We start from the raw sequence: 25,846 nt of genomic DNA on the forward strand, positions 1-25,846 counted from the left end.
CCGATGGCAGGACCCGTGGTCATCACGCCGTTCTTCTCCCATGGTGGAGAAGAACCGGCGGCGATGGATGAGATGGAAATTCTGCGCAATGCGGCAGGAGAATGGTTAATCATCCTGCCGCATGAAACCCTGGGTCGCCGTGAAGTCCCGGGGTTCGCGCAGATTCGTCTGGAGAGTCACCGCTTGGTGTTGGTTCCCGAAAAAGGCCGTGAGTTCCCTTGTTTCCATAGCGGCCTTTCCGAGATCATTCACACGTTGCATCAGGAAGCCCCGCTTTCCGTACTGATCGCCGAAGTAGATAGCGAGGGCGTGCAGCGCCTGTGTTATCGCCTGCCTACCACAGCGACATACATCATCTAGGACAAAGCCAAATATGCCCAAGCGCCGCGAAAGCCCACAGGCGTTTTCATCTATGGCTTTCGTTCCCCCCTCCCGTCCCGCTTTCTCTAAACGTCAGAACGATCAATTGGGCCGCCGCGCCGAAGCTTGGTGCCGCCTGTTTTTGCGTCTTAAAGGGTACCGGATTCTCACTCAGCGCCACCGAGGCGAACGGGGCGGGTCTTGGGGCGAGATCGATATCCTGGCCCATCGAGGCCATGTCCTGGCCGTGATTGAGGTCAAGGCACGTCGCAATGCCGCATCGCACGACCTGATCGCCCCGCGCCAGCAACGCCGCCTGATCCAAGCCGCGAGGGCCTGGCTGTCCGCACACCCACAACATGCCGCCGACACCATTCGCTTTGACCTGATGCACGTTATCCATCGTCCTGGCCTATGGCCCAGTATCCGACACATATCGAATGCCTGGCAGGAAGACGTATAGCGCCATGACGCAAAGCCTAAGCAAATCGAAGTGTTTCTCTGACGGCGACGATTGAACCGCTTATCCCGCGCTTTTGGCGGTCTCCGTCACGCTCAACATCACTTGTTCAAGTCTTTGCCGCACCCGATCTGCGCCCAGCACCTCGATCACCTCGGGCAAAGGCGGCGTGCGGTCGCGGCCCGTCAGGGCGACGCGCAAGGTCATGAATGCCTGCTTGTCTTTGGCCAAGCACATGTCCTTGGCAATGGCGCGCAAGGTGGCATCCAGGCTTAGATGCGGATCGGCTTTGAACGCATCGGTAAAGCGCGACAGGATCCCAGGCACATCGGTCAAGGCCGCTTGTTTGGCCAACATCTCGGGCGAGGGTGGAACATAGCCGCAATCATACAAATAGGCGTTGTCGAAAATCATATCCGCTAAGCGGTGATGTCGTCCCGGCTCGATGGATGAAATCGCCACGGTACGTGCGACATGCGTGCTGGCCTCTTGACGCAGAAGGCGCAGGAAATCGGGATCCGTCTCGGTCACCGATGCGGCGAGCGGGTCGATGGTGCTGGATGCCGACAGCCCCTCTACGATCAAATAATCCAGATAATCGATAAAGACCTTGGCCCGTTCCTCGTTGCTCATGGCGGTGATATAGCGGTTGTTGATGAATTGCAGCAAGGTCATATCGGCCACCGGCCCGGTGCTGGGCAGGGCCTTTGTGTCTAAAAGCTGCACGAATTCCTCGAACGGATAGATATCCTTATTGCCCGGATGCGCCCACATGACGCGCGTCAGGAAATTGCGGAAAGCAAGGCTTAGGAATCCCTGACGCCTGAACCAGGTGAGCGAGGTATCGCCGCTGCGCTTGGACAGTTTGCGCTTTTGCGGATCGCGCAGCAGCACCGTGTGTAGGAATTTGGGCGGTTGCCAGCCAAAGGCGCGATAGATCAACACATGCTTGGGCGTCGAGGGAATCCATTCCTCGCCGCGCACCACCGTGGTCACGCGCATGAAGTGGTCATCCACCACGGCGGCCAAATGATAGGTGGGAAAGCCGTCGGATTTCAGCAAAACGCCATCGTCCAGCGCGGAAGTGTCAAAGACGATCTCGCCGCGCACCTCGTCGGTGATGGAGATTTTTTCGCGTTCGGGTATTTTCTGGCGGACGGTGAAAGACTCGCCCGCTTTCAGCTTCGCGGCCACCTCATCGGCGCTTAGATGCAAGCAATGCCTGTCATATTTGGGAGTCTGGTGATTGGTGGTCTGGGTTCGCCGCACCATATCCAAACGTTCGGCCGAGCAAAAACAGCGATAAGCATGGCCCTGATCCAAAAGATACTGAGCGGCCAGACGATATAAGGGGAGGCGTTGGCTTTGGATATAGGGTCCATAGGCCCCGCCATTCACGCAGCCTTCGTCGGGCGCGGCCCCCAACCAATTCAAGCCTTCAATGATGGCGTCTTGCGCGCCTGCGATGGTTCGCGCTTGGTCGGTATCTTCAATGCGCAACATAAACACGCCGCCGCTGCGATCGGCCAAGGCGCGGTTTAGAATCGCCTGCATGGCGGTGCCGATATGTGGCATGCCGGTGGGGCTGGGGGCCAGGCGGGTGATCTCTGCGCCCGGGGCTAGGCCCTGCCGAGGCGGATACAACGCCTCCGCATCGTCCAAAGTCTTGCAGTTCTCCAAATCCATGCCCGCCATCGTCTATTCTCCGCTTATGAGTGCTAAGCGGTTATATAGCAGATGACAGGCATATCCTAGAGGCGGCGCATGGTATGGCAACGGAGGTTCTTGGCACTGTTCACAAAGGTCTATGAAGCGGCGTCAACCGCTGTGATGGAGATGAAGAATCTGCAATTCAGCGACAGCGTGAAAGACAGGTGATGGATGCCCGCCTGCGCGGGCATGACAGGTTGAGAGGGTCATTTTTATATGAATAGAGCATGCGTTGTTGTTAGCTTCCCTCTCCTCGTGAGTCACTCCCGCGAAGGCGGGAGTCCATCTCCTGTCTTGGCCGATAGTGCTGCGGGTTAGAATGTCCACGCATGCAGCCACCATTCATTCCAAGCTTTGTGACTAGCGCCTAGGGAACCTATTCCAACGCTAGGCGCAAAGAAATCGGCTCTTCAGGCAAAGATAGGTTTTCGGCCAAAAGTTGCTCGTCCGTCAGCTCCATCTCACCCACGATCTTGCCTGGCTCTTTTTCGGCATCCTCGCCCGGGGCTTCGGCCACGGCGCAAACGCGGATATTGGTGCTGAACAAGGCATTGCGGAACAACACCGTCGCGGACAGCATAAAGCGGTTGTCGCGCCCCAAGCTCTTATAGGTCAAGGGTTGGAGCAACTGATTCACCCGTTCCTTGTCCTCTTCCGAGGCATCGGGCAGCCAAGCGATGTCTTCGGGCTTTTCAACGATGATGAAGCGGCCATATTTGCCGCGCACCAGGTCGAAAAAGAATTTCGCATAGGCCGGCACGGTCTCACGGTTCAAAACCACCGGTGCCTTTTGATTCAGCAGATAGATCGGCACGTTGCTGCCATCAAGCGGCAGAAATTCGCCATTGCCGCGCAGGAAAAAAATCGCCGCGCCCGGCTGACCAGGTACCGGCATGCCGAATAGCTTGTAATCCGCATAAAAGGGCAGCGCAGCCACTTTGAACGCCATTTGTTCTTTGGGCGGGGCTGGTTGCAAAATCCGGGAAAGCTCGACCGCCAATTCCTCGGCCTCGTTACCTTGCACATCGGTCCAGATAAAATCGCTCACTGTGGTCTCCTATGATCGATGATGGGGAGCCTTACCCCAGGACCATTTAACCGTGCCAGATAGCATGAAAGCAAGCCTTGGGGATTACAAGCTTAAGCGATACATTCTAAAATTATACTAACATCAAGATATATAACGATATCATGCTTATTCTTTCTTAGCCGTGGCGACCGCAATACACATTCAAGAGCCCCTCATACGCCTGCGCGTGTGGAAAAGGCCGGGCATCCGCTGGGCGTGGGCGGGTTTGTTCAAAGGGAATGATACGGCTTAGCCATATAAGGCTGTGGAAATCCAGACGGTCACTGTTTAATGGACGCCCGCCCGCCGCCAGATATCCGTCAAGGCAAGCCTGGAATAAGTCCGCATCGGCGCAAAGCCAACCTTGGGCGTCCAGCCGGGTCCAGGCGCGCAACTTGGCGAAATCGCGCTCGGCACAACCAATGACCGCATTATCCCAATCGATCAGACGCGCGGGGCCATCCCGTTCCAGAATCACATTGGTGGGCTGAATGTCGTTATGCACCAGGACGGGCATGGAATCGTCGAAAAAGCCGGGGCGGGTTATCAAATCTTGCAAAGCAGGTTGGATATCTGGCCGGTGTGCGCCTTCGGCTCCGCAACGCCAACGCCGCAGGCCATCGACCATCAGATCATGAAGATGCGCGCGCATATCACAGGCTTTGGCCGGATCGGCATAAAAATCGGCATAAACGGCATCAAAGACGGGGCGATGCAGTCGCGCCAAAGCCTCACCCAACAGGTGATAGGCGGACGCATCGGGACGCCGGGTCAAATGCTCGCCTTCCACATGCCCCATCAACAGCCAAGGCATGGCGGTATGCGGCGCGCATTCATAGGCAAAGATATCGCCCCATAACGAACAGGCCATCGGTCCATCGCTTGGCATAAGCCGGTCATCCACGCGAAAATCCGACGCGCCCAGGATTCGCCCTTCGCGTTCATGGGCGACCAGCAGCGCGGCCACGATGGGTTCCTTAACCAAGCCCTGCTCATACTGAAAGACATGCGCCCGACTACGCAAACGCAGCACACAGGCAGCAGAACGGGCCGGATCGCCCAGCAAATAAACGTCATTGATGGTGCCTTGGGCCATCAGGACGGCATCCGTCACCAGGCCCAGCCGGCCCAGAATATTCCCCACCTCATGGGGTAGGTCACGAATTGCCTGCAGATGCGCCGGTGCCGATATCATGCCCGGATTTTAAAGCACAAGAACCCCGCTTGGCCAAATATTACATTCCGGCTAAAATGACGCGCTTTTGACTCTATGATCGGACGAATGATGAAGACCTTGACCGATATCCGCGCCGCGTTCCTGGGCTTTTACGGCAAAAACGGCCATACCGTGGTGCCGTCCAGCCCGCTGGTGCCGCGCAACGACCCTAGTATGATGTTTACCAATTCGGGCATGGTACAGTTCAAAAACGTTTTTACCGGAGCCGAACAGCGCCCATATACCCGCGCGACCTCGGCGCAGAAATGCGTTCGCGCGGGCGGCAAGCATAACGACTTGGACAATGTGGGCTATACCGCGCGGCACCACACGTTTTTCGAGATGCTGGGTAATTTTTCATTCGGCGATTATTTCAAGGAAACGGCGATTGATCTGGCATGGGGATTGGTGACCAAGGAACTGGGCCTGCCAGCCGACAAGCTATGCGTGACCGTCTATCACGACGATGACCAAGCCTTTGGCCATTGGCGCAAGATTTCGGGCCTGCCGGAAGAACGCATCATCCGCATTTCGACCGATGATAATTTCTGGCGCATGGGCGATACCGGCCCGTGTGGTCCGTGTTCGGAAATCTTCTATGACCACGGCCCCGCGATTGCGGGCGGCCCTCCGGGCAGTCCTGATGCCGATGGCGACCGCTTTATCGAGATATGGAACCTGGTGTTCATGCAGTATGAGCAGGTCACGCCCGAAAAGCGCGTATCCCTGCCCAAACCCTCTATCGACACCGGCATGGGGCTGGAACGCATGGCCGCCGTGCTGCAGGGCGTGCATTCGAATTACGAGACCGATCTGCTGCAAGCCCTGATCCACGCCTGCGCCGATCTGACGGGCGTCGCGCCCGAAGGGCCGCATTCGGCTTCGCATCGGGTCATCGCCGATCATCTACGCGCCATCTCGTTCCTGATCGCCGATGGCGTTCTACCCTCGAACGACGGGCGCGGCTATGTGCTGCGGCGCATCCTGCGCCGCGCCGCGCGTCACGCGCATCTGCTGGGGGCGCGTGAGCCGGTGCTGCATCGCCTAGTGCCTGAACTGTCGCGGCAGATGGGCGCGGCCTATCCGGAACTGATTCGCGCCGAGGCTTTGATCACCGAAACCTTAAAGCTGGAAGAAGCCCGTTTCCGCCAGACTTTGGAACGCGGACTGAAATTGCTGGAGGAAGAAACCGGTCGCCTCAAACCGGGCGGCAGCCTGCCTGGCGAGGTGGCCTTTAAGCTATACGACACCTATGGCTTCCCTCTGGATCTGACGCAAGACGTGCTGCGCGGCCAGGAAATGAGCGTGGACACGGCCGGATTCGATTCAGCCATGGCGCGTCAGCGCGAATTGGCGCGGCAAGCCTGGTCCGGATCGGGCGAGACCAAGACGGATCGCATTTGGTTCGACCTGAAGGAAGAATTGGGCGCCAGCGAATTCTTGGGCTATAGCACGCAGCGCGCCGAAGGCATCGTCCAAGCCATGTTACAAAATGGTCAGCGCGTCCAAGAGGCGAAGGCGGGTGATGAAGTCAGCATCATCGTGAATCAAACGCCTTTCTACGGCGAATCCGGTGGCCAGGTCGGTGATAGCGGCATCATCCGCGTCCTGGCCGATGGCGGCGTCACCAAGGCGGAAATCAGGATCGAAGACACGCAAAAACCCTTAGGCGCTTTGATCGTCCATAAGGGCCGCATTGCCAGCGGCGCGATCAAAATCGGCGACACGGTCTTGATGATCGTGGATGACGAACGCCGCGCCAGCATTCGCGCCCATCATTCGGCCACGCATCTGCTGCACGCGGCCTTGCGCCGCCATCTGGGTGCGCATGTGACTCAAAAAGGTTCCTTGGTCGCCGCCGATCGTCTGCGCTTTGACTTTAGCCATCCCAGCGCGGTGACGCGCGAACAGATGACCGCCATCGAAGACGAGGTGAATAACCGTATCCTCGCCAACGAGGAAGCCGTCACCCGCCTAATGACTCCCGACGAGGCCATCACTCAAGGGGCCATGGCCTTGTTCGGCGAGAAATATGGCGAGGAGGTGCGCGTGGTCAGCATGGGCGGCGCGTTCGAGGATTGCGCGAATTATTCGGTGGAACTGTGCGGCGGCACGCATGTACGGCGCACCGGCGATATCGGCCTGTTCAAGATCGTGCGCGAATCCTCGGTTTCCGCAGGGATTCGCCGCATTGAGGCCGTGACGGCCCAAGCGGCGCGACGTTGGTACGAAGAGCGCAACGCCTGGCTGGAGTCCGCCGCGTCACACATCAAGACCACCCCCGCCGAATTGGGCGGCAGGCTGGAGGCTCTGACGGCAGAGATTAAGAGCCTTCAACAACAACTGGGACAAGCACGACGACAGGCTTTGTCTGGCGCAAGCAGCGGGACGGATTCCGCCGATACCCAAAGCCGAGAGATCAACGGGGTGCGTTTACTAACCCGCACGCTTCAGGATGTACCAGCCGCCAAGCTGCGCGGCCTGGCGGACGACGCCAAGGCGCAAATCGGCGCGGGAGTCGTGCTGGTCATGGGCAAGGAAGAGGGCAAGATATCTCTGGTCGTGGCCGTGACCGCCGATCTAACGGCGCGCTTTAACGCGGTCGATCTGGCGCGCCGCGCCGCCGAAGCCGTTGGCGGCAAAGGCGGCGGCGGTCGCCCCGACATGGCCCAGGCCGGCGGCCCGGGCGACGGAGACACGCAAGCGGCCATTCGGGCCGTGGAAGAGGCACTGAAGGCGTAACTTTTCTGCAATACCCGATTGGCTATGATATAACCTCGCATCATTGCGTGGGCCTGTAGTTCAGCGGTTAGAACGCACCGCTCATAACGGTGTTGTCGCAGGTTCGAATCCTGCCGGGCCCACCAAACTTCTCTTACCAAGAATCCACCGACATCAAACCCCGCCTATCTCGATGGATGGTTCCAACAATTCCTTCAGCGCCAAGCCATGAGAATGGATGAAACTTAACGAAGGCAGATGCGCCATCGGCACCCATTGCAGACGGTTCCCCTCGGGGCCTGTCCAGGTGACGGTGACGGGATCGGGAAGCGGGCCGGGATAGTCCATGACCCAGTATATGCGCGTGCAGGCATAATAGCGGTGAGGGTCCTCGTCCTCGTGGTAAAAGCCAAGGACATGGCTGTAGGTCTTGGTCGGCTCGCCCCTGGGCAGTGTTAGCTCCGTCTCTTCCCTCAGCTCACGGGCAAGGGCAGCGCGCAGCTCCTCGCCTGGATCGATCCCACCGCCAGGAAATTCGGCCATACCCGGCGCGTAATCCTGCCATGACAGCAGCACATGGCCACGACAACGCAACAGCGCATAGATCGCCGTGCGCTCATAGATCATATCCTGCGGCCCAGGGAAGCACCGCTTGCCGCGTATGTCGTGGAATTCGGTGATGGTCGTCGTCATGGCAGATACTCCGGCGCGATCACGTGCAAAGCCCGTGCATGCGGATAGGTGATGCGGACTGAGCCTAGGCTTTCTAAAGAAACCCATTGCAACCGATTGCCTTCGGGTCCCGTGAACGCTGTGCCTATCGGATTCGGCAATGTCCCTTCATAGTCCATGACCCAATAGGTTTGATGGTGAATGGAGTAGCTCGGCGGGGTGCCTTGGATGTGATAGACGCCGTTTTTTTGATGGTATTCGTTCTGGGGCGACGCATCCGGCAACACCAGCCCCGACTCTTCAAGGACTTCACGGTGCAAGGCGTCGCCGATGGATTCGCCCTCATCGATCTTGCCGCCGAGCAGTTCGGCTAAATCCGGCGCGTAATTCTGCCAGGACAGCAGAGTGTGCCCTTTGGCAATCAGGAATACATAAACGCCGTGCCTGTCATGAATTTCCTCGCCCGGTGCGGGATGGTATTCCCGGCCCCAACGATCATAAAAAGACATAGGCTCATTCATCGTCATGCCCTTTCATCAAAAATTCCGCCGCTTTCTGATGGATAAAATTGAACGTCACCCTAGGCAAGTCGGCGCGCGCCACCCAACGCAAGGTGCTTCCATCATTGCCGCGCCATGCTTCCTGATTAAGGGCGCAGGCCTCACCCGAAAAATCCGCCGCGCAATACACATGCCTCAAGTTCCAAAAGCGACCGGATTCATAGGCATCCGTATAATGCGACAAGGTGGTGCGCAAACAGGAAATCAACGCATCGGGCGGCAGATCCATACCCGTGGCCGCGCGGAATGCAGGGCGAAGGGCATGTTCCTCGCTCTCGCCTATTTTGATACTGCCACCAGGGAATTCTGCCAAAGTCTGCGCATGAGCGGGCCACAACAGCAGCACACGACCTTGAGACACGCAGATCGCATACACACCCAGCCGGTCCCGAATGGGCGAGCCGTCCCAGCTGCGCGGCTGACCTTCGGTATCGTAAAAGACTTCGCTTGGATTCATCTTAATCTGCCTCGACGCCCGTCTCTAGCGAAGCGGTGCGCGACTTCAGCCACAACACGCCCAGCACATCGACGATCCCCACCAATCCGCGTCGCCAGTTGGTGTATTTGGTATGCCCGCGCCGCCGGGGTCGATGACGCACAGTGGTCAGCGCCACATGGTGGCCATATAGCTTGAACAGTGCCGGTTCATAGCGATGCATGCCCTCGAAGAAAGGCAGTGCCATATGATGTTCGGGACGGAATAGCTTGACGCCGCAGGCGCTGTCCGGACAGCCATCCTTCAAAAGCATTTTACGAATAGAGTTGGCGACCGCGCTGGCCACACGTTTGCTCCAGGCATCATGACGATGCACGCGCAGTCCGGCCAGCAAGATGCCGCGCCCGGCCATATGCTCCTGGTCAAGGGCGGTATCGAACAGCCGAGGTAGATCGCTGGGATCGTTCTGGCCGTCGCCGTCCATGGTCATGACCCAGGCCCCACGCGCCGCCGCAATGCCGTTACGACGCGCCCGGCTTTGCCCCAAAGGACGGGAATGACGGATCACACGCACGCGGGGATCACTGGCGCGGCAGGCCAGCGCTTCCTTGGCTGTCCCGTCACGGCTACCGTCATCCACGATGATGATTTCATAGTTTTCGCCCACCAAGGGCTGACGTTGGGTTGCCGTCTTAATCTCGGCCACCAATGGCTCGATATTGCCCTCCTCGTCACGGGCCGGAATGACAAAAGAAAGGATGGGCGCGGAAGTTTCGCTCATAGGGCGGTGTCCTGATTTTGCGTGTATCTTGCTAGGAAGTCTAACCGAAGCCACGCGAATCTGCACAATCTGTGTCGGGACGCTCAAAACTTATCCAATACTTAACCGAAACGTATCATGCTATCCCGGTCAGCCCAAGGGATAGGCCATGACCACACTGCACGCACAGATCACCCCAGCCCTGATATGGGAACTGGCCAGAAAGACCAAGCGGTTGGAAATGACCTCCGACCGCCTCAAAATATTGCGCCGCAAGGCCTTTGACCCCAGCGTGGCCAGCCCCGACAAACCCCAATCCGATAATCCCCGTCATGCCAAGTTGCTGGGCGAGATTGAAATTGCCGAAGAACAAGAGCGCCGACTATTGAATCGCATCCGCAAGATCGAAGACATACACACCCTGGCTCAAAAAAACCGCCGTCGCAAACCCGAGGTCAGCCTGTCTCCCAGCCGCTTTGAAAACCCAAAACGCAAGCCCAAGGATCCCCGACTGTTAATCCTCTTCCTGTTGCTTTTCATGCTGAATTGGTCGGCCATCGACAAGCGCCAGATGGAAGCCAAGAAAATGCAAAGAGAAAGGCAAGCCAAGACACGAATCTCCCGCCAAATGGCTTTATCCATGCCTGGAAGCGGCAGATCGGGACATCAGACGGCCTAAAAAATTCCCTCGCGATAACCGTTAGTCCTGAAAGCAAGGCTTTACCTTTACAGACGGCGAACTAATTGTTAGTTTCAGCGGAAGTTTCAATAAACCTCCGTGCAAGGGGAACTGCCGATGGCTCGCGTTACCGTTGAAGATTGTGTCGAAAAGGTGCCAAACCGCTTTGAGTTGGTGATGGCTGCCGCCCATCGCGCACGCGCGATCGGCTCGGGGGCGATGATCCATGTCGATCGTGACCGCGATAAAAATCCTGTCATAGCTCTGCGAGAAATCGCCGAAGAAAAAATCAGCCCGGATGAGCTGAAAGAGAGCCTGATTCGTGGTTATCAAAAGCGCCTAGAAACAGACCAGCCCGAGGCAGAAGAACAGCAATTGGCTGAATTGATGGCTGATGAAATGACTTGGGCAGGCCGCGACTCACGCGAGTCCGAGATATCTTCGGAAATGTCCACCATGGACGAGGAGGGCGGAGAGATCATTGACGACACGGGAGATGACGTTCAAGACGAATAGGTCTGTGACTCGGACCCTTTCACGCCTCGTTAACCTTAACGGGCAAGACTGAATCCATGACAGAATTCTCCGTTCCTGCCCCCCCCACTACGGAGATGTCGCCCGCCATCGCTTTGTCGGTTTCAAACACCGCAAAGCCCCAGACGGAGTCTACTCTTTCCCCCGTCTCATCATGGACATCGCCCGAGCCTTTGATCGCGCGCGTGCGTGCCTATGACCCCGATTGCGATGCCGATCTTTTACGGCGCGCCTTTGAGTTTTCCCTAACATCGCATGGCACGCAGCTCCGCGCATCGGGAGAGCCTTACTTCTCGCATCCGGTAGAAGTGGCCAACATTCTGGCCGATATGCGCCTGGACACCGAATCCATCGCCACCGCCCTGCTGCACGACACGCTGGAAGACACGCTGGCCACGCCCGACAAGATCGAGCAACTCTTTGGATCTCAGGTTCTGCGTCTGGTGGATGGCGTCACAAAACTTTCTCGCATCGAAATCCAAAGCGAGCAACTTAAGCAAGCCGAGAATTTCCGAAAATTCGTGCTGGCCATGTCGCGCGATATTCGTGTGCTTTTAGTCAAACTGGCCGACCGTTTACACAACATGCGCACCCTGCGTTTTCTGTCGGCTCCCGAAAAACGCCAGCGCATCGCGCGCGAAACCATGGAAATCTATGCGCCCTTGGCCGAGCGCATGGGCATCAAACAGATGCAAGAAGAGTTGGAGGATCTGGCCTTTCTTGAATTGCATAGCGACGAGCGCGCGGCCATCTTGGGACACCTGGGCCAATTGCGTCAGGAAGGCAGCGGCCTTATCAGCCGCGTGATCAACGAACTGCGACGCACCTTGCAAGATGGCGGCGTCCAGGCCGAGGTCGCCGGGCGCGAAAAAACACCCTGGTCAATCTGGCGCAAGATGCAGCGTAAGAATGTCGCTTTCGAACAGCTCTCCGACATCATGGCTTTTCGCATCATGGTCGATAGCGTGGGCGAGTGCTATCAATCCCTTGGAGCCATCCACAGTCATTATTCCGTGGTGCCGGGACGGTTCAAGGACTACATCTCGACGCCTAAGCCGAACCACTACCAAAGCCTACACACCACCGTCGTCGGCCCTGAAAAACGGCGCGTGGAGATCCAAATCCGCACCCGCGCCATGCATGAGATCGCCGAGCTGGGTATCGCGGCTCACTGGGCCTATAAGCACGGTGACGAGGCGCGTGAAGGACGGCAATATCGCTGGCTGCGTGAATTGCTGGAAATCTTGGAGCATGCCGGTAAGCCCGAAGAGTTTCTGGAACATACCAAGCTGGAACTGTTCCAAGACGAGGTGTTCTGCTTTACCCCAAAGGGCGACTTGATCGTTCTGCCGCGCGGCAGCACACTCATAGATTTCGCCTATGCCGTGCACAGCCGCATCGGGGATTCCTGCGCCGGAGCCAAGGTCAATAGCCGCATGGTGCCGTTGCGCACCGCGCTGCGCAACGGCGATATGGTCGAGATCGTCACTTCAAAGACCCAAAACCCCTCGCCCGAATGGGAGCGTTTTGTGGTCACCGGTCGCGCTCGTTCGCGCATTCGCCGCTTTGTCAGGCAAAAGCAGCGCCACGAATACATCGCTCTTGGTCGTGGATTATTGGATCGTCTGGCTAGCCAGGAACACAAGGATATCTCGGACAAAGCGCTCGAACCCCTGCTCAAGCAATTCCAGTCCGCCACGGTCGAAGACCTTTACGCCAATATCGGTGCCTCGCTGCAAAGCCCGCGCGAGGTCTTTTATACCCTCTTTCCCGATACGCGCCCGCGCCCGGTCGAAAAGCTACCCAGCGTCTCGCACAAGATCACGCATGCGAAATCCGAGCCGGCAAAGGTGCCCAACGGTAAAAAGGCCACGCCTTCGCCCCTGTTGCTGCGCGGATTGATCCCCGGCATGGCCATTCATTTCGCGCGTTGCTGCCATCCCCTGCCTGGCGATCCCATCGTCGGAATCGTGACCACCGGCAAAGGCGTGACCATCCACACATCCGATTGCGGCACCCTGGACAGTTTCTCGCAAAGCCCCGAACGTTGGATCGATGTAGCATGGGAGGATCAGAATGGGCGACCGGCCAAGATGGTGGGACGTTTGAATATGATCCTGGCCAACCAGCCGAATTCTCTGGCCGCCGTCACCGCCTCGATCGGCAAACACAACGGCAATATCATCAATTTTAAGATCACCAACCGCGCCAGCGATTTCTTTGAATTGCTGTTGGATATCGAAGTGGAGAATGTGAAACACCTGAACAACGTCACCGCCGCCTTGCGATCCCTGTCCGCCGTCTGTTCGGTGGATCGTCGGCGCGGACGCTGAAGAAACATGAGCATTCAAATGGATTCCCGTATGCGCGGAAATGACGTTGAGAGAAGCAAGAATCTAAGAAACGCCGTTTCTGGCTGTAAGCAGACGTCCCTTTCAGAGTCACCCCCGCGAAGACGGGGGTCCATCTCCTGTCCTGGAGGTTGGCACAGAGGTTCAGAAAATTCCGCGATCCCACAGGATCGTCAACGGCAGGTGATGGATTCCCGCATGCGCGGGAATGACATTTGCGAGGTAAGAGATAAACCAATAAGTGTCATCCTTCGTGTTACTCAGTATGTCTGCCCCGTTCATATGAACCAACGGGCCCTGGCGATATGATTCTTGGCATCGGCACCGATCTTGTGGATATCGACCGCATCGAGCGCATGTTGGAACGCTATGGTCCTCGCTTTGCGCAGCGTCTGTTCACCGCACATGAACGCCAGCGCGCCCAGGCCAATGCCCGCCCTGCCGCCATCTATGCCAAACGCTTTGCCGCCAAGGAAGCCGTCGTCAAGGCGCTGGGCACGGGCTTTCGCCAGGGCATCTCGTGGCAAGACATTGAGGTGGTCGAAGACGATCTGGGCAAGCCCTTGTTGCGCCTACATGGCAAAGCTGCCCAGCATTTGGATAGAATCCATTTGGAATCAAATAAATATATCCATCTCTCCCTCAGCGACGAACCACCCTATGCCCTGGCCTTTGTGGTCATTGAGATTGCGGAAAAGCTTTGATCCCATCGATCAAAGATGGCTATTCTTTCCGCTGGTCGGGTTTACTCCCTCAGCTTTCGTCCGTGGGGATGAAAGCACCACAAGAAGCCCCTGACTCTTGGATTGGAACAACGTGCGCCATACTCAACACACCAAAACCCAGACCGACCCGGCCAAGCTGCACGACTCTTCGGACAGCTTCGGTTCTTTGATCCGGCTGATTATTTATGCGGCGTTGGTGGCTTTGGTCGTGCGCGCCGTGGGGCTGGAGCCGTTCACGATCCCCTCTTCCTCGATGGTGCCGACATTGTTGGTGGGAGACTTCGTGTTCGTGTCCAAGGGCAGTTATGGATATAGCAGTATGTCCACAATGCCCCTCGTTCCTAAAATGTTTGATGGCCGTCTGATGTTCACGCCGCCCAAGCGGGGCGATGTTGCGGTCTTCAAATTACCGCGCGATGGCAAGACCGACTATATCAAGCGCCTCATCGGCATGCCCGGTGATCGCATCCAGATGCGCGAAGGCCGTTTGTATATCAATGGCGAGATGGTGGCGCGCGCCTATATGGGCACGGTGCGCATGGCCTCGCCCTATGGCGGCCCCGGAGCCTCGGCCACCGTGTATCGGGAAACCCTGCCCGGCGGACGCGAACACATCATCTTGGAAGAATCCGACCATCACCCCTTGGATAACACGCCCGAATATCTGGTGCCCGAAGGGCATTATTTCATGATGGGCGACAACCGCGACAATTCTCAAGACAGCCGCACGCAATTGGTCGGCTATGTGCCGCTTGAAAATCTGGTGGGACGTGCCGATACGCTGGTCTTCTCCATCCGCGAAGGCACGTCGGTATGGAAGCCTTGGACATGGTTCACCGCCCTGCGCGGGTCGCGGTTCTTCCTGGATATCCAAACTTCGATGGCCGCGCCCGCTCAGATGATGCCATGACTCCGTTGGAACAGACCCTTGGTTACGTCTTTCACGATCAACAGCTTCTGACACAGGCGCTGACACACCCCAGCGGCAAGCGCCAACCGGGCCAGGCCAGCCCCTATGAACGTCTGGAATTTCTGGGCGATCGAGTTTTGTCCCTGCTGATCGCCGAATGGCTGTTCGACCTGCACCCCAACGCGCATGAAGGCGATCTGGCGCGGCGTCACGCCGATCTGGTCAGCCGCGACAGCGTAGCAGAGATGGCCGAGACGCTGAATTTGTTCGAGTCCCTGATTCTGTCGCCAGGCGAACGCATATCCTTAAGCCAAGATAGCGGACGGGGCCGCCGCGGGGCCTTGGCCAATGCCGGAGAATCCCTTATCGCCGCCGTTTATCGTGACGGCGGGTTGGACGCGGCGCGCGATATGGTACGTCGTCTATGGCAAAAATTGATCGACCGCCAAACCGCCGCCGCGCCGCAAGACTCTAAAAGCCGCCTGCAGGAATGGGCGCAAGCGCGGGGATGGCCATTGCCTGTTTATGAGGCGTTGAGTCAAGAAGGGCCGCCTCATGCGCCCATTTATCGTATTCGTGTTCGCATAAATGGACACGATGCTCAAGGCGAAGGCACGTCTAAGCACATTGCCCAACAGGCCGCAGCCGCCGCTGCCCTGGAACATATCAAAGGGAGCACCAAGGCGTGAAGCCATCATCGGAACAGGATTCCTCGCCCAAGACGCGCTGCGTCTTCGTCGCCCTCATCGGCGCGCCCAATGCGGGAAAATCGACCTTACTCAACAGGCTTGTGGGCGAAAAAGTCTCGATCGTCAGCCGCAAGCCGCAAACCACACGCTGCCGCGTGGTGGGCATCGTGGCGCGCCAAGAAACCCAGATCGTTCTGGTTGACACCCCCGGCATCTTCGCCCCGCGTCGTAAATTGGACCGCGCCATGGTGGCCGCCGCCTGGGAAGGCATGACCGAAGCCGACATGACCTTGCTGCTGGTCGATGCGTCGCGCCCTCGTCCGGCCCATGCGGTCATGCCCGTTTTGGAAGAACTGGCCAAGCGTCAGCGCAAGGTGATCTTGATCCTGAACAAGATCGACCGCGTGCCGCCTCCGCATCTGCTGCCCCTGACCGAACAGCTGATGGCCACTGGCGTCGTGACCGATGTGTTTATGATCTCGGCCATGACCGGCGACGGCGTGGAGGATGTGATGACCCATATCGCGGGCAACGCCCCCGAAGGCCCATGGCATTACCCCGCCGATCAGGTGACCACCTTGCCCTTGCGCCTCTTCGCCGCCGAGATCACGCGTGAAAAGGTCTTCGAGGCGCTGCACGAAGAATTGCCCTATTCAGCCGCCGTCGAGACCGAGGCCTGGGAAGAATTCAAGAACGGCAGCGTCCGCATCGTGCAAACCATCTTCGTGCAACGCGACTCGCAGCGCGCCATCGTCCTGGGCGCGGGCGGACAACAATTGAAACGCATCGGCCAAGCCGCGCGTTTGGAGCTTGAAAAAATTCTAGAAAATCGCGTGCATCTGTCCGTCCATGTCAAGGTCAAGGCCGATTGGGCCGAACGCGCCGAGCATTTCCGAGACTGGGGCCTGGATCCATCCGCAAAAGGATAGGCGGCAAGGTAGTTTGGTTTGCTTCTCCCTAGCAGTTTCCTTACCGTTTCTATGGGCGTGTTCAAGCAAACAAAAACCTCAGCCCAATCACCACCGTCAAGATGCGGCCATATCTTCGATGGTCAACTGAACCTCCTCGCGGCCTTGCCACGAGTCGATCTTCAGCGTTCCGGCGACATGGCATGACGGATAGCGCGCGGGCGAGAATAAGGCTTGCCCCAAAGGCGTGTCGGCACAGCGAAAGGCGATGGCCTTCAGCCACGATCCCGCGCCGTCGCCGATCATGCAGCGTACATGGCCATCGCCCACGGGCGCGGCCTTGAACACACGGCATTCGGCAAAGGCAAAGCGCGGCTGAGGATGGCCATTGCCGAAGGGTGCCAGGGATTCCAAACGCCGCACCAGATCGGCCGTCGCGCCGCTGGGTGTCAAGATGGCATCCAGTCGCAAACTGGGACTTCGCAGTTCTTCGGAGTCGAGGGCGCGGATGCGTTCGTCCAGAAAATCTTGGAAATCCGCCAGGCGCGACCGATGAATGGAAAAGCCCGCCGCCATGGCATGTCCGCCCGCTTTGTCCAATATTCCGGCCTGACGCGCCGCAATGACCATCTGGCCGATATCCACGCCTTTGACCGACCTAGCCGAACCCTTGCCGGCATCGCCGTCAAGCGCCACGACAAAACTGGGACGCGCCAAGCGTTCCTTCAGCCGCGCGGCGACGATGCCGATGACTCCAGGGTGCCATCCCTGCCCCGCCACAAGGACGCATGGGCCTTCGCCATCGCCCCATATCTGGTTGGCCTCTTCCAAAACGGTCAGCTCGATGGCGCGACGCTCGGCATTGAGCATGTCTAAACGCTGCGCCAGACTATGCGCCTCTTGCGCGTCTTGCGTACTCAACAGGCGAGAACCCAAGGACGACTCCCCCACCCTGCCCCCCGCATTGATGCGCGGACCCAGCACGAAGCCGGCGGCATAAGCGTCCAACGGCTTGTTCATCGCCCATCCTGCCGCTTCGGCCAAGGCGGCAACGCCCAGATTGGCGCGCTGATTCATCACGCGCAGTCCCTGAGTCACCAAGGCACGATTGAGGCCCGTTAACGGCATCACGTCGCACACCGTCCCCAACGCCACCAGGTCCAGCCATCGGCGCAAGTCGGGTTCGGGTCTATCACCTGAGAAAAAGCCGCTCTCGCGCAAATGTCGATTGGTGGCCACCAGCAGCAGGAACATCACCCCTACCGCTGCCAAATGACGATGCGGCGTCGTTTCATCCAAACGATTGGGATTGACGATGGCATAAGCGTGCGGCAAAGCCGCCTCGGCGGCGTGATGGTCCACCACGATGACGTCAAGGCCCAAAGCCTTGGCTTCGTCCAAAGCGGCGTAACTGGTGGTGCCGCAATCCACCGTGACCACCAGTTTGATCCCCTCGCTCGCCAAAGCCTGCATGGCTTGAACGCTGGGGCCGTAGCCTTCGACCATGCGATCGGGGACGTATAAACGCGGGGCCACGCCCAACGCCCCAGCATAGCGCAAGAACAGCGCGGACGAAGTGGCCCCGTCCACATCGTAATCCGCCAGAATGGCCACGGCTTGTCCGCGACGTAGCGCATCGGCCAGACGCTGCACAGCAGGCGTCATATCGATCAAGCTGGACGGGTCCGGCAGCAAAGCGCGCAAAGTGGGATTAAGATAATCGGCGGCATTGTCGATATCCACGCCGCGCGCCGCCGCCACGCGCCCGACGATATCGGGCAAACCATGACGCTGCGTCAGGGCCAGCACCATGCGTTCATCGGTCTGGGCCAGACGCCAGCGCCTCCCGGTGAAGGATTTATCAACGCCCAATAAGGACTGGGTCACGCGCACATCCTTCATCTGATCCGAAAGGCCGCTCACGAAGCTTCGCGCTGCGGGCCTTCATCTTCGCCTTCATCGGCGGCCATGGTCAAGGCGCGGGGCATTACGGCCAAGGCATCAGGCGCTTCGGGGCTTTCCTCGCCATGCATCTGAGCCAAACGCCGCGCGCCGGGCAGCAAGCGCCGCTCTAACCAACCGACCAAGCTGTTGTGGTCCTCGACGACTTTGCCCAGATGCTGGCCGTTCTTTCCCAAAGACTGATACAGCTTGGTCAGCAAGGCATGCAGGTCACGCCCCAAACGCGCGATTTCCATCGCCTCTGTAGCCAGGCTCTCTTGACGCCAGCCATAGGCGGCGGCGCGCAACAAAGCCAACAGCACCAAAGGCGTTGCGATCAAGACGCTGCGGGCAAAGGCGTGTTCGACAAGATCGGGATCCTCCTCCAGCGCGGCGGACAGAAAATGATCGCCGGGCATGAACATCACCACAAAATCCGGAGAAGGGCTGAACTGCGTCCAATAGGATTTGGCGGAAAGGCTTTGAATATGATTCTTGACCTGCCTGGCATGACGGGTCAGGGCCTCGCGCTTGGCGCTGTCCTGCTCGGCGGCCAGGCTTTCCACATAAGCGTCCAGAGGAGTCTTGGCGTCGATCACGATCATCCGGCCACCGGGCAGATGAACCACCACATCGGGGCGCAAACGCCCGTCCCCTTCCCCGCCCTGTACATGGACTTGGGTTTCAAAATCATTCGCGTGGCGGCTCATCCCCGACATTTCCAGGATGCGCTGCAACTGCATCTCTCCCCAGCGTCCGCGCATCTGCGGCATGCGCAGCGCATTGCCCAACTGGCCGGTTTCGCGCAACAGGCTTTGAACCGTCTGATGCAGTCCTTGATAAGCCCCCGCGCGGGCTTTTTCCATGTCCTGAATCTGGCTTTCTAGTTTGTTCAAAGATTGCGCCAAAGGCTCCGTCACGCGCAAACGGGCCATCTCGGCCACCTGTTCGCTGTTGGCGCGCAAGGCCTCGCCCGCCAAAGCCTTAAACGTGTCGGGCAGCGTTTGTTGCAGCCTTTCGGTCCATAATTGGCGTTCCTGGGCGGCGGCGCGCAGTTCCTTTTGCGTGGCCTCAAGCTCGGCCACGCGCAAGGCCGAGGCCTGGGCCGTTTGCTGTATCTGTGCGCATTGCGCCTCAAGCGGTACGACGCGCCCCGCCTGCTGTTCGGCCACGGCCAGACGCGCGCGCAACCACAGGCCGACGGCCAGCCCGCCCAAGGCCATGCCGCCGCCCACCGCCATCAGGAGCCATAAAAGATTCATAACCCGCTATCGCACCCAAAGGACGGACTCGTCAACATATCCGAACGCCGCACGATGCCTTGCTCACACAATGCCGGTTCGATCTGCGCCACCGCCTCGCGCCAGACGGCCCAGGCCTTTTGTTCCCTGCGTCGCTGAGGTTGTGGCGGACTGCGACGGCGGCCATAAAACGCCAAAACGCGCAAATGGTCGCTGAATAGGCGTCGCTGCCGATACAAACGATCTACGATGCGCATAATATCTTGAGGCTGAGGCGCGGGCGGTGGCGGCGGCAAAGCCAAACCGCTTAAACACGTCGCCGCCCATAACCAAGCCTGCCCCGCATCCTGGAAACAAGGAGCAGGTGCCGTTCTTTGATGGATACTGAGAGCATTGATCATTGTCGGTCCTCCATGTTCGCTTATTAAACACTTTGTGTTCTTGTTATGTTCTTATTTATGACCTGAGTCAAGAGGGCAGATTGTCATGAGTTATCCACCGCCTCCTCAGATAAACGCAATCGTAACGACACAATGATATAAATGAGTCGGTGAGGAATCGATGCCGAGGATCGGGGCATGAGCAGCGATACAGTCTCGGCTTCTGCCCACCTAACGGTGGCAGGAGCCAGTGTTTGGCGCGCAGTCTTGAAGAACGAGCCGGAAAACGGGCGTTCCTCCGGCTCGTCGCGCGCCTCCACGGTGGATGGCAGCGTTCTGCGCGAAGAAACAAGCCGCGTGGCGCGGATGGAGGCGCTGGCGGACGCCAAACGCTTGGCGCAACTGACCCAGGCTGCCGCCGAGGCTCACAAAGAAGCCGCACTCAAGGCGCGTGAATCGGTCGGCCGTCTCTTGCGTGAGCGTGTCACCGCCTCTGAAAAGAATGACGAGCTGATCCGCATGCGCCAAGCCATTCAAGAGGCCCAGGACGCCACCAAAATGGCGCGCATGAATGATGTCAACCTGACGGACGGCACGCGCCCAAGCGGCTTTTCCGTGGATTTACGGGATGGGTCGGTCAGCACCGGCTCGGACGCCCTGGATACGGAAAGCGGACATAGCGTGCGCCTACGCGGCCAGGATCTGCGTCAGGCGGCCCAAGACTTGCGCTCCGCCTTGGAGAACCTGGACGTCAATCAATCGGATGCCGTGAATACGGCCATCGACGCCATCTTAAAATATGAACAGGCCGCCGAATCGACGCGCAACTCCATGGTTGATGCTCAAAAACGATTAGATCGGGAAAGCCAAAGCGTGGCGCAAGACGGCGATCATTTGGCCCAAGCCAATGGCAGCGTTCCCGAAACGGCCAACCAAGCATTGACTCTTGCCGAGACTTTGCGCAAAGGCGTGGCCTCGACCGTCGCCAGCCTGGCCCCCACCAGTGCGCAAGACTTGCTCTTCAACATGTCCTCTGGCAAGTAATTATAGGTTAATTCTCATAGCGTGTTGATCCAAGGATTGAGTTTTAATTCAAAGAATTCAGGCGGTATTGAGAAGACAGGGCAATGAAGTAGGCCGGATTTTTTGATTTAGCGGAGCGACAAAAGAAGCTATTGGTGATGCGGGATTTCTGAGTTGATCAACCGGATCGTGGATTGGGAACCCTTGCCAAGCCAAGCTAAGCCCTTCTATCCTCTCACCGACCGATGATGGGAGGATACCCTGGCCGACAGCCCCTATACTTGTTGGATCCTGACCGATGGCGCGGCAGGGTCTTTGAACCAATGCTTGGGACTGGCCCAGCATCTGGGCGTGACGCCTATCATCAAACGCATCCAGCTGCGCAGTCCCTGGCGGCAATTGGCTCCGCATATCCTGCGCGGCGCATCGCGCGCGGCGCTGGCGGCTACGAGCGATCCTCTGGACCCGCCCTGGCCGGATTTGGTCATCGCCAGCGGACGGCGCACCATTCCCGCCGCCTTGTATCTGCGCAAAGCCAGCCGCAAGGGCGGGGCTAAAGGATGCCTGACGGTTCAGATTCAAGCGCCACCCCTGGGCGCACGCGGCTTTGACTTGATCGTCGCGCCCAAGCATGACCGATTGCGCGGACCGCAGGTCATCAACACGCTGGGCGCTTTGAACGGCGTCACCCCCGAAGGGCTTGCACAAGCGCGGCGCATATGGTCACCGCGATTTGCGCATCTGCCGCGCCCATTGGTGGCGGTGCTGATCGGCGGCAACAGCCGTTCCCATCAATTGCCGCCCCAGGCCGCCGCCGCCTTAGGCATTCGTCTGGCCGCCATGAGCAAGACCAGCGGCGCGGGGCTTTTGGTTACCACGTCGCGGCGTACCGGCACGGAAAGCGCGGCGATCTTGCGCGAAACGCTTCAAGACTGTCCGGCCTGGTTCTGGGATGGCCAGGGCGAGAATCCCTATATGGGATTCCTGGCCGTGGCGGATACGGTGATCGTGACCGCCGATAGCACCTCGATGATCTCGGAGGCCTGCACGGCGGGTAAGCCGGTTCTGGTGGCTGAAATTCCCGGCGGCAGCAGCAAGTTCCGCCGCTTCCACGAGAACCTTCAAGCATCGGGATTCACGCGGCCATTCCAGGGCAAGTACGAGACTTGGTCCCGCCATGCCTTGAATGAAACCGCCGCCGTGGCCGCCCATCTGCGCGGCCTGCTGGCTCGACACATCAACCCGCGAGAGACCCCATGAATCTGAAAGAGCGTATTCGCGCCATCCCCGATTTTCCCAAGGCCGGGATCATGTTCCGCGACATCAGCCCGTTGCTGGCCGATCCCCTGGCCCTGCGTGAGACGGTGCGTCAATTGGCCGAGACGTTGCGGCCCTACCATCTCCAGCGCATCGTGGCGATCGAATCGCGCGGATTCTTGTTCGGCGCGCCGCTGGCCTTGGAGTTGAACTGCGGCTTGGCCCTGGTGCGCAAGCGCGGCAAACTGCCTGGAGAAACCATCACCTATAATTATCTTCTGGAATACGGCAGCGACACGCTGGAAATCCAAAGCGATGCTCTGGCATCTGGCGAGCGCGTGGCCATCGTGGACGATCTGTTGGCCACTGGCGGCACCTGCGCCGCCGCCGCCGCGCTGTGCCGCAAGGCCGGAGGCGAAGTGGTGGCGGCCAGTTTCGTGATCGAGCTGACAGCCCTAAAGGGACGCGAGAACCTGGGCGACCTGCCCAGCCATGCCCTGATTTCTTACGACTAACCCAAAGAGACTGCGCCGTATCTCTCTTACCAAGCGCAGCGTGACCTTGACCGAGGATTCGGCCAGCAAGCGATAGAGCCTGCCCGCCTCAGAAGAAATCGACGGCCATGCCATCCGTCCGTTCCGTCCTATAGTGCGGCGCGAATAGATGTCAGGCGCATTCGGCCAGAGTCGCAGCCGCCGCGCTGCGAGCCGCCGGGGCCACCTCGTTCCATATATCCACCGAAGACGCGGCCAGTAGGCTCCCAAGCGGTTGGTCGGAACGATAGGCACTGCCATCCAGTCGGGCAACGTGTCCGCCTGCCTCTTGGACGGCCAGAACTCCCGCCGTGTGGTCCCATGGCTTGGCCTCGCCCGCTTCCAGGCAGAATTGGATACGTCCAAGCAGCAATTGGACATAGGCATGCGCCGTGCAGGCCGTGATATCCGCGTTCAATCCCTGACGCTTGAGGTATTTGGCGAAAACGCTGCTGCTGCGCGCGCCGCGCACGGGATGCAACGCCGCCATGCCCCGCAAAGGCGGATCCGGAGGAGGTCCCGGCAAGAACGCTAAACGCCCCCCCGCGCGGGCGCGCACGCCATGCCCTACCGTCGTGCTAAGCATCAGTCCACGCATTGGAAGATATATCCACCCTGCCAAAGTGCGACCGCCTTGCACATAAGCCAATAACACGCCAAAGCGATCATCGCCGCGCACGAAATTAGCCGTGCCGTCCAAGGGATCAATCAGCCAAACGGGATTCTCGCCCCCCAAACGGCGCATCAGATCAGGGGCGGCCGACACCGATTCTTCCCCCACCACGCGCGAGGATGGAATCAATTGACGCAATTTCTGCCCCAGGACCCGTTCCATCGATTCATCAGCCAAGGTCACCACGCTGTCGTCCAAATGAATCTTACGGCGAATCTCGCCCTCGGCCAGGCTGCCGAAACGCCCAATCAACTCGGTTTCTGCAGCCTCTATTACCAGTTCTTCGACGCGCATGGTCTGTGGCAATGTGGCGGCCTCGATCATCCCGTATTCGTTCCTTTATCCCGTCTCACACCAGCATACCCTGCTTCACAAGAAGAAGGAAATCAGGCAGTCTTGTTCGAGCCAACTGTCCATGGTGAGTCGAGATAATGCGAATCGCAGTCGTCAAAGAACTTCGCGCAGGTGAGCGCCGCGTGGCCGCCAGCCCCGAGACCGTGCGCAAATTCGTCGGCCTAGGCTGGGAAGTCATGGTCGAAACCGGCGCAGGCGCATCGGCGCTGTTTACGGACAACGCCTTTGCCCAAGCGGGAGCGCGCATCGTTCCCGATCCGCGCGACGCGCTCAGCAGTGCCGATCTGGTGCTTAAAGTCCAACGCCCCCTGACCGCCGCCGAAGGCGCGAACGAGCTGGGCCATATCCGCAAGGGTGCTAAATTGGTTGGCACTCTTTCGCCTTATGCCGACCGTTTGGCCGTGTCGGCCTATGCAAGTGGCGAGATCGATGCGTTTGCTCTGGAAATGGTGCCGCGCATCACGCGCGCCCAAACCATGGATGTTTTGTCCAGTCAATCGAATTTAGCCGGCTATCGCGCCGTGATCGAGGCCGCTTATGCGTGTCCGCATCTGTTCCCGATGATGATGACCGCCGCGGGCACCATCGCGCCTGCGCGCGTCTTGATCGTCGGTGCCGGTGTCGCGGGTCTGCAGGCCATTGCCACCGCCCGCCGCATGGGGGCCATCGTCACCGCCACCGATGTTCGCGCCGCCGCGCGCGAACAGGTGGAAAGCCTGGGGGCCACCTTCTTGACGGTGGATGAGGCCGCAAGCGCCAAAGCCGAGACCGCCGGCGGCTATGCCAAGGAAATGGGCGACGACTATAAACGTCGCCAAGCCGAATTGCTGGCCGAGACTCTGAAGAAGCAAGATATCGTGATCTGCACGGCTCTAATCCCCGGTCGCCCCGCGCCGCGCATCATCCATGCCGCGATGCTGGCCGCCATGAAACCCGGGGCAATCATCATCGATCTGGCGGCAGAGCAAGGCGGCAACTGCGAGGGTGCCTTGCCTGGCCAGGTGGTTGATCATCACGGCGTCATCATCATGGGATCGGTAGGACTGCCTTCTATGATGGCTCCGGACGCATCGTCGCTTTATGCGCGCAACGTTTTTGCCTTCGTTTCGGCTCTACTGCCACTGACCGATGGCGTGTTGAAGCCGCTATGGGATGATGAAATCCTCAAGGCCGTCGCATTGACGCAAGGCGGCAAGATCGTCCATCCTGCTTTTGTAGAATCAGCAACCTGACAAACCTTCTTAAGGGAGACACCGTCATGACCGCCAAGAACTCATCGAGCAACGCCTCAGGAAAAAATGGCAACAACTCGACATTCTGGGGTTGGAATGAAACACTAATGTGGATTAAAGTAATCGTAGTCTGCATCACTCTATTGGGGCTGCATGTTGGGTTCATGCAATTTGTTGTGATCAAGCCTCTGAAAGATGAAGTCGACCTACTATCCTCGCGGATGGATAAGCTGTCCATGAGACAGATGATGCTAAGTGATCAAGTTAGGCAGTTAAACAGGCCGCGTAATGCGATGATCGTGCCTATGCCGGATACGGTTGAACCTGGACGCATGCCTAATGTGATGCCGTCTTATGTGCGTCGTGCGCCCATGCATCCTGCACCGACTCCCGTTCCCGATGAGATGGCCGCGCCTCAGTACGCCCCCCAGAAGCCTCCTGTAGCGCAGTAA

25 protein-coding genes, 1 tRNA gene and 1 pseudogene are annotated in these 25,846 nt (G+C 58.7%); 17 read left to right on the forward strand and 10 right to left on the reverse strand.

Annotated elements, in window-relative coordinates:
- The first annotated feature begins 3 nt into the window (after positions 1-3).
- Together IPI58_02210 and IPI58_02215 are read left to right on the forward strand one after the other, a co-directional pair.
- Positions 4-360: a hypothetical protein gene (locus tag IPI58_02210; protein QQR69507.1), complete on the forward strand. Its 357-nt coding sequence runs from the start codon at positions 4-6 to the stop codon at positions 358-360.
- Positions 361-412: 52 nt separating this feature from the next.
- The gene (locus IPI58_02215) at positions 413-823 is read left to right on the forward strand and encodes a YraN family protein (protein ID QQR69508.1); all 411 of its coding nucleotides are present in this window, start codon (positions 413-415) and stop codon (positions 821-823) included.
- A 60-nt stretch (positions 824-883) separates the two neighbouring features.
- Here the strand turns inward: IPI58_02215 and IPI58_02220 are convergent, their stop codons facing one another.
- The 3 genes from IPI58_02220 to IPI58_02230 all read right to left on the reverse strand — a co-directional run bounded on the left by IPI58_02220 (position 884) and on the right by IPI58_02230 (position 4,794).
- The gene (locus IPI58_02220; protein ID QQR69509.1) at positions 884-2,515 is read right to left on the reverse strand and encodes a glutamate--tRNA ligase; all 1,632 of its coding nucleotides are present in this window, start codon (positions 2,513-2,515) and stop codon (positions 884-886) included.
- A gap of 391 nt (positions 2,516-2,906) precedes the next feature.
- Positions 2,907-3,578 carry a hypothetical protein gene (locus IPI58_02225; protein ID QQR69510.1) on the reverse strand — a complete coding sequence of 224 codons (672 nt, stop codon included), beginning with the start codon at positions 3,576-3,578 and terminating at the stop codon, positions 2,907-2,909.
- A gap of 157 nt (positions 3,579-3,735) precedes the next feature.
- Positions 3,736-4,794 (reverse strand): phosphotransferase, encoded by a 1,059-nt coding sequence (locus IPI58_02230; GenBank protein ID QQR69511.1) that lies wholly within the window; start codon positions 4,792-4,794, stop codon positions 3,736-3,738.
- 90 nt (positions 4,795-4,884) lie between these two features.
- On the opposite strand from IPI58_02230, the gene alaS reads away from it, so the two are divergent.
- Together alaS and IPI58_02240 are read left to right on the forward strand one after the other, a co-directional pair.
- Positions 4,885-7,557: an alanine--tRNA ligase gene (gene alaS, locus IPI58_02235; GenBank protein QQR70006.1), complete on the forward strand. Its 2,673-nt coding sequence runs from the start codon at positions 4,885-4,887 to the stop codon at positions 7,555-7,557.
- A gap of 49 nt (positions 7,558-7,606) precedes the next feature.
- A tRNA-Ile gene (locus IPI58_02240) sits at positions 7,607-7,682 on the forward strand.
- 28 nt (positions 7,683-7,710) lie between these two features.
- Here IPI58_02240 and IPI58_02245 read toward each other — a convergent pair.
- The 4 genes from IPI58_02245 to IPI58_02260 are packed head-to-tail and all read right to left on the reverse strand — an operon-like array spanning position 7,711 to position 9,985.
- Positions 7,711-8,229 carry an NUDIX domain-containing protein gene (locus IPI58_02245; protein ID QQR69512.1) on the reverse strand — a complete coding sequence of 173 codons (519 nt, stop codon included), beginning with the start codon at positions 8,227-8,229 and terminating at the stop codon, positions 7,711-7,713.
- On the reverse strand, positions 8,226-8,729 hold the full coding sequence (locus IPI58_02250; protein ID QQR69513.1) for an NUDIX domain-containing protein: 504 nt from the start codon (positions 8,727-8,729) through the stop codon (positions 8,226-8,228). The genes IPI58_02245 and IPI58_02250 overlap by 4 nt, the downstream gene beginning before the upstream one ends.
- Entirely contained in the window at positions 8,722-9,225 is a 504-nt protein-coding gene (locus tag IPI58_02255) for an NUDIX domain-containing protein (GenBank protein ID QQR69514.1), read from the reverse strand. The genes IPI58_02250 and IPI58_02255 overlap by 8 nt, the downstream gene beginning before the upstream one ends.
- A gap of 1 nt (position 9,226) precedes the next feature.
- Positions 9,227-9,985 carry a glycosyltransferase family 2 protein gene (locus IPI58_02260; GenBank protein QQR69515.1) on the reverse strand — a complete coding sequence of 253 codons (759 nt, stop codon included), beginning with the start codon at positions 9,983-9,985 and terminating at the stop codon, positions 9,227-9,229.
- A gap of 148 nt (positions 9,986-10,133) precedes the next feature.
- Here IPI58_02260 and IPI58_02265 point away from each other — a divergent pair, with 148 nt between their 5' ends.
- From IPI58_02265 to era, 7 genes are all read left to right on the forward strand, one after another.
- Positions 10,134-10,643, forward strand: coding sequence for a hypothetical protein (locus IPI58_02265; protein QQR69516.1), 510 nt, complete (start codon positions 10,134-10,136; stop codon positions 10,641-10,643).
- A gap of 117 nt (positions 10,644-10,760) precedes the next feature.
- The gene (locus IPI58_02270) at positions 10,761-11,159 is read left to right on the forward strand and encodes a DNA-directed RNA polymerase subunit omega (protein ID QQR69517.1); all 399 of its coding nucleotides are present in this window, start codon (positions 10,761-10,763) and stop codon (positions 11,157-11,159) included.
- Between the two features lie 95 nt (positions 11,160-11,254).
- Positions 11,255-13,510: a bifunctional (p)ppGpp synthetase/guanosine-3',5'-bis(diphosphate) 3'-pyrophosphohydrolase gene (locus IPI58_02275; GenBank protein QQR70007.1), complete on the forward strand. Its 2,256-nt coding sequence runs from the start codon at positions 11,255-11,257 to the stop codon at positions 13,508-13,510.
- 323 nt (positions 13,511-13,833) lie between these two features.
- Complete coding sequence (locus IPI58_02280) at positions 13,834-14,232, forward strand: holo-ACP synthase (protein ID QQR69518.1); 399 nt, start codon at positions 13,834-13,836, stop codon at positions 14,230-14,232.
- A 157-nt stretch (positions 14,233-14,389) separates the two neighbouring features.
- Entirely contained in the window at positions 14,390-15,163 is a 774-nt protein-coding gene (gene lepB / locus IPI58_02285) for a signal peptidase I (GenBank protein QQR70008.1), read from the forward strand.
- Positions 15,160-15,852: a ribonuclease III gene (gene rnc / locus IPI58_02290; protein ID QQR69519.1), complete on the forward strand. Its 693-nt coding sequence runs from the start codon at positions 15,160-15,162 to the stop codon at positions 15,850-15,852. The genes lepB and rnc overlap by 4 nt, the downstream gene beginning before the upstream one ends.
- Entirely contained in the window at positions 15,849-16,781 is a 933-nt protein-coding gene (era, locus tag IPI58_02295; GenBank protein ID QQR69520.1) for a GTPase Era, read from the forward strand. Before rnc ends, era begins: the two co-directional genes overlap by 4 nt.
- A 96-nt stretch (positions 16,782-16,877) precedes the next feature.
- Here era and recJ read toward each other — a convergent pair whose 3' ends face one another.
- Together recJ and rmuC are read right to left on the reverse strand one after the other, a co-directional pair.
- Positions 16,878-18,662, reverse strand: coding sequence for a single-stranded-DNA-specific exonuclease RecJ (gene recJ / locus IPI58_02300; protein ID QQR70009.1), 1,785 nt, complete (start codon positions 18,660-18,662; stop codon positions 16,878-16,880).
- A 17-nt stretch (positions 18,663-18,679) separates the two neighbouring features.
- On the reverse strand, positions 18,680-19,963 hold the full coding sequence (rmuC, locus tag IPI58_02305; protein QQR69521.1) for a DNA recombination protein RmuC: 1,284 nt from the start codon (positions 19,961-19,963) through the stop codon (positions 18,680-18,682).
- Positions 19,964-20,248: 285 nt separating this feature from the next.
- Between rmuC and IPI58_02310 the strand changes: the two are divergent.
- From IPI58_02310 to IPI58_02325, 4 genes and pseudogenes are all read left to right on the forward strand, one after another.
- Positions 20,249-20,320 (forward strand): annotated as a pseudogene (locus tag IPI58_02310) (hypothetical protein).
- Between the two features lie 200 nt (positions 20,321-20,520).
- Positions 20,521-21,366 carry a hypothetical protein gene (locus IPI58_02315; GenBank protein ID QQR69522.1) on the forward strand — a complete coding sequence of 282 codons (846 nt, stop codon included), beginning with the start codon at positions 20,521-20,523 and terminating at the stop codon, positions 21,364-21,366.
- A gap of 270 nt (positions 21,367-21,636) precedes the next feature.
- Positions 21,637-22,605 (forward strand): mitochondrial fission ELM1 family protein, encoded by a 969-nt coding sequence (locus IPI58_02320; GenBank protein ID QQR70010.1) that lies wholly within the window; start codon positions 21,637-21,639, stop codon positions 22,603-22,605.
- Complete coding sequence (locus IPI58_02325) at positions 22,602-23,117, forward strand: adenine phosphoribosyltransferase (protein ID QQR69523.1); 516 nt, start codon at positions 22,602-22,604, stop codon at positions 23,115-23,117. Before IPI58_02320 ends, IPI58_02325 begins: the two co-directional genes overlap by 4 nt.
- Positions 23,118-23,268: 151 nt before the next feature.
- Here IPI58_02325 and IPI58_02330 read toward each other — a convergent pair whose 3' ends face one another.
- Positions 23,269-24,132, reverse strand: coding sequence for an inositol monophosphatase (locus IPI58_02330; protein QQR69524.1), 864 nt, complete (start codon positions 24,130-24,132; stop codon positions 23,269-23,271).
- A gap of 107 nt (positions 24,133-24,239) precedes the next feature.
- Between IPI58_02330 and IPI58_02335 the strand changes: the two genes are divergently transcribed.
- Both IPI58_02335 and IPI58_02340 read left to right on the forward strand, forming a co-directional pair.
- Complete coding sequence (locus IPI58_02335) at positions 24,240-25,394, forward strand: Re/Si-specific NAD(P)(+) transhydrogenase subunit alpha (protein ID QQR69525.1); 1,155 nt, start codon at positions 24,240-24,242, stop codon at positions 25,392-25,394.
- Between the two features lie 26 nt (positions 25,395-25,420).
- Positions 25,421-25,846, forward strand: coding sequence for a hypothetical protein (locus IPI58_02340; GenBank protein ID QQR69526.1), 426 nt, complete (start codon positions 25,421-25,423; stop codon positions 25,844-25,846).

This window comes from Alphaproteobacteria bacterium (assembly GCA_016699305.1).
Taxonomy (GTDB): Bacteria; Pseudomonadota; Alphaproteobacteria.

What these genes read in the sequence shown, in the direction of transcription:
- IPI58_02325 (QQR69523.1), top strand. Translation starts at nt 22,602, where the DNA reads ATGAATCTGAAAGAGCGTATTCGCGCCATCCCCGATTTTCCCAAGGCC.
- IPI58_02275 (QQR70007.1), top strand. Translation starts at nt 11,255, where the DNA reads ATGTCGCCCGCCATCGCTTTGTCGGTTTCAAACACCGCAAAGCCCCAG.
- IPI58_02255 (QQR69514.1), bottom strand. Translation starts at nt 9,225, where the DNA reads ATGAATCCAAGCGAAGTCTTTTACGATACCGAAGGTCAGCCGCGCAGC.
- IPI58_02215 (QQR69508.1), top strand. Translation starts at nt 413, where the DNA reads ATGGCTTTCGTTCCCCCCTCCCGTCCCGCTTTCTCTAAACGTCAGAAC.
- IPI58_02260 (QQR69515.1), bottom strand. Translation starts at nt 9,985, where the DNA reads ATGAGCGAAACTTCCGCGCCCATCCTTTCTTTTGTCATTCCGGCCCGT.
- IPI58_02210 (QQR69507.1), top strand. Translation starts at nt 4, where the DNA reads ATGGCAGGACCCGTGGTCATCACGCCGTTCTTCTCCCATGGTGGAGAA.
- IPI58_02315 (QQR69522.1), top strand. Translation starts at nt 20,521, where the DNA reads ATGAGCAGCGATACAGTCTCGGCTTCTGCCCACCTAACGGTGGCAGGA.
- IPI58_02220 (QQR69509.1), bottom strand. Translation starts at nt 2,515, where the DNA reads ATGGCGGGCATGGATTTGGAGAACTGCAAGACTTTGGACGATGCGGAG.
- IPI58_02270 (QQR69517.1), top strand. Translation starts at nt 10,761, where the DNA reads ATGGCTCGCGTTACCGTTGAAGATTGTGTCGAAAAGGTGCCAAACCGC.
- IPI58_02330 (QQR69524.1), bottom strand. Translation starts at nt 24,132, where the DNA reads ATGATCGAGGCCGCCACATTGCCACAGACCATGCGCGTCGAAGAACTG.
- IPI58_02340 (QQR69526.1), top strand. Translation starts at nt 25,421, where the DNA reads ATGACCGCCAAGAACTCATCGAGCAACGCCTCAGGAAAAAATGGCAAC.
- IPI58_02335 (QQR69525.1), top strand. Translation starts at nt 24,240, where the DNA reads ATGCGAATCGCAGTCGTCAAAGAACTTCGCGCAGGTGAGCGCCGCGTG.
- alaS (QQR70006.1), top strand. Translation starts at nt 4,885, where the DNA reads ATGAAGACCTTGACCGATATCCGCGCCGCGTTCCTGGGCTTTTACGGC.
- IPI58_02230 (QQR69511.1), bottom strand. Translation starts at nt 4,794, where the DNA reads ATGATATCGGCACCGGCGCATCTGCAGGCAATTCGTGACCTACCCCAT.
- rnc (QQR69519.1), top strand. Translation starts at nt 15,160, where the DNA reads ATGACTCCGTTGGAACAGACCCTTGGTTACGTCTTTCACGATCAACAG.
- rmuC (QQR69521.1), bottom strand. Translation starts at nt 19,963, where the DNA reads ATGAATCTTTTATGGCTCCTGATGGCGGTGGGCGGCGGCATGGCCTTG.
- IPI58_02265 (QQR69516.1), top strand. Translation starts at nt 10,134, where the DNA reads ATGACCACACTGCACGCACAGATCACCCCAGCCCTGATATGGGAACTG.
- IPI58_02245 (QQR69512.1), bottom strand. Translation starts at nt 8,229, where the DNA reads ATGACGACGACCATCACCGAATTCCACGACATACGCGGCAAGCGGTGC.
- IPI58_02250 (QQR69513.1), bottom strand. Translation starts at nt 8,729, where the DNA reads ATGAATGAGCCTATGTCTTTTTATGATCGTTGGGGCCGGGAATACCAT.
- recJ (QQR70009.1), bottom strand. Translation starts at nt 18,662, where the DNA reads ATGAAGGATGTGCGCGTGACCCAGTCCTTATTGGGCGTTGATAAATCC.
- IPI58_02280 (QQR69518.1), top strand. Translation starts at nt 13,834, where the DNA reads ATGATTCTTGGCATCGGCACCGATCTTGTGGATATCGACCGCATCGAG.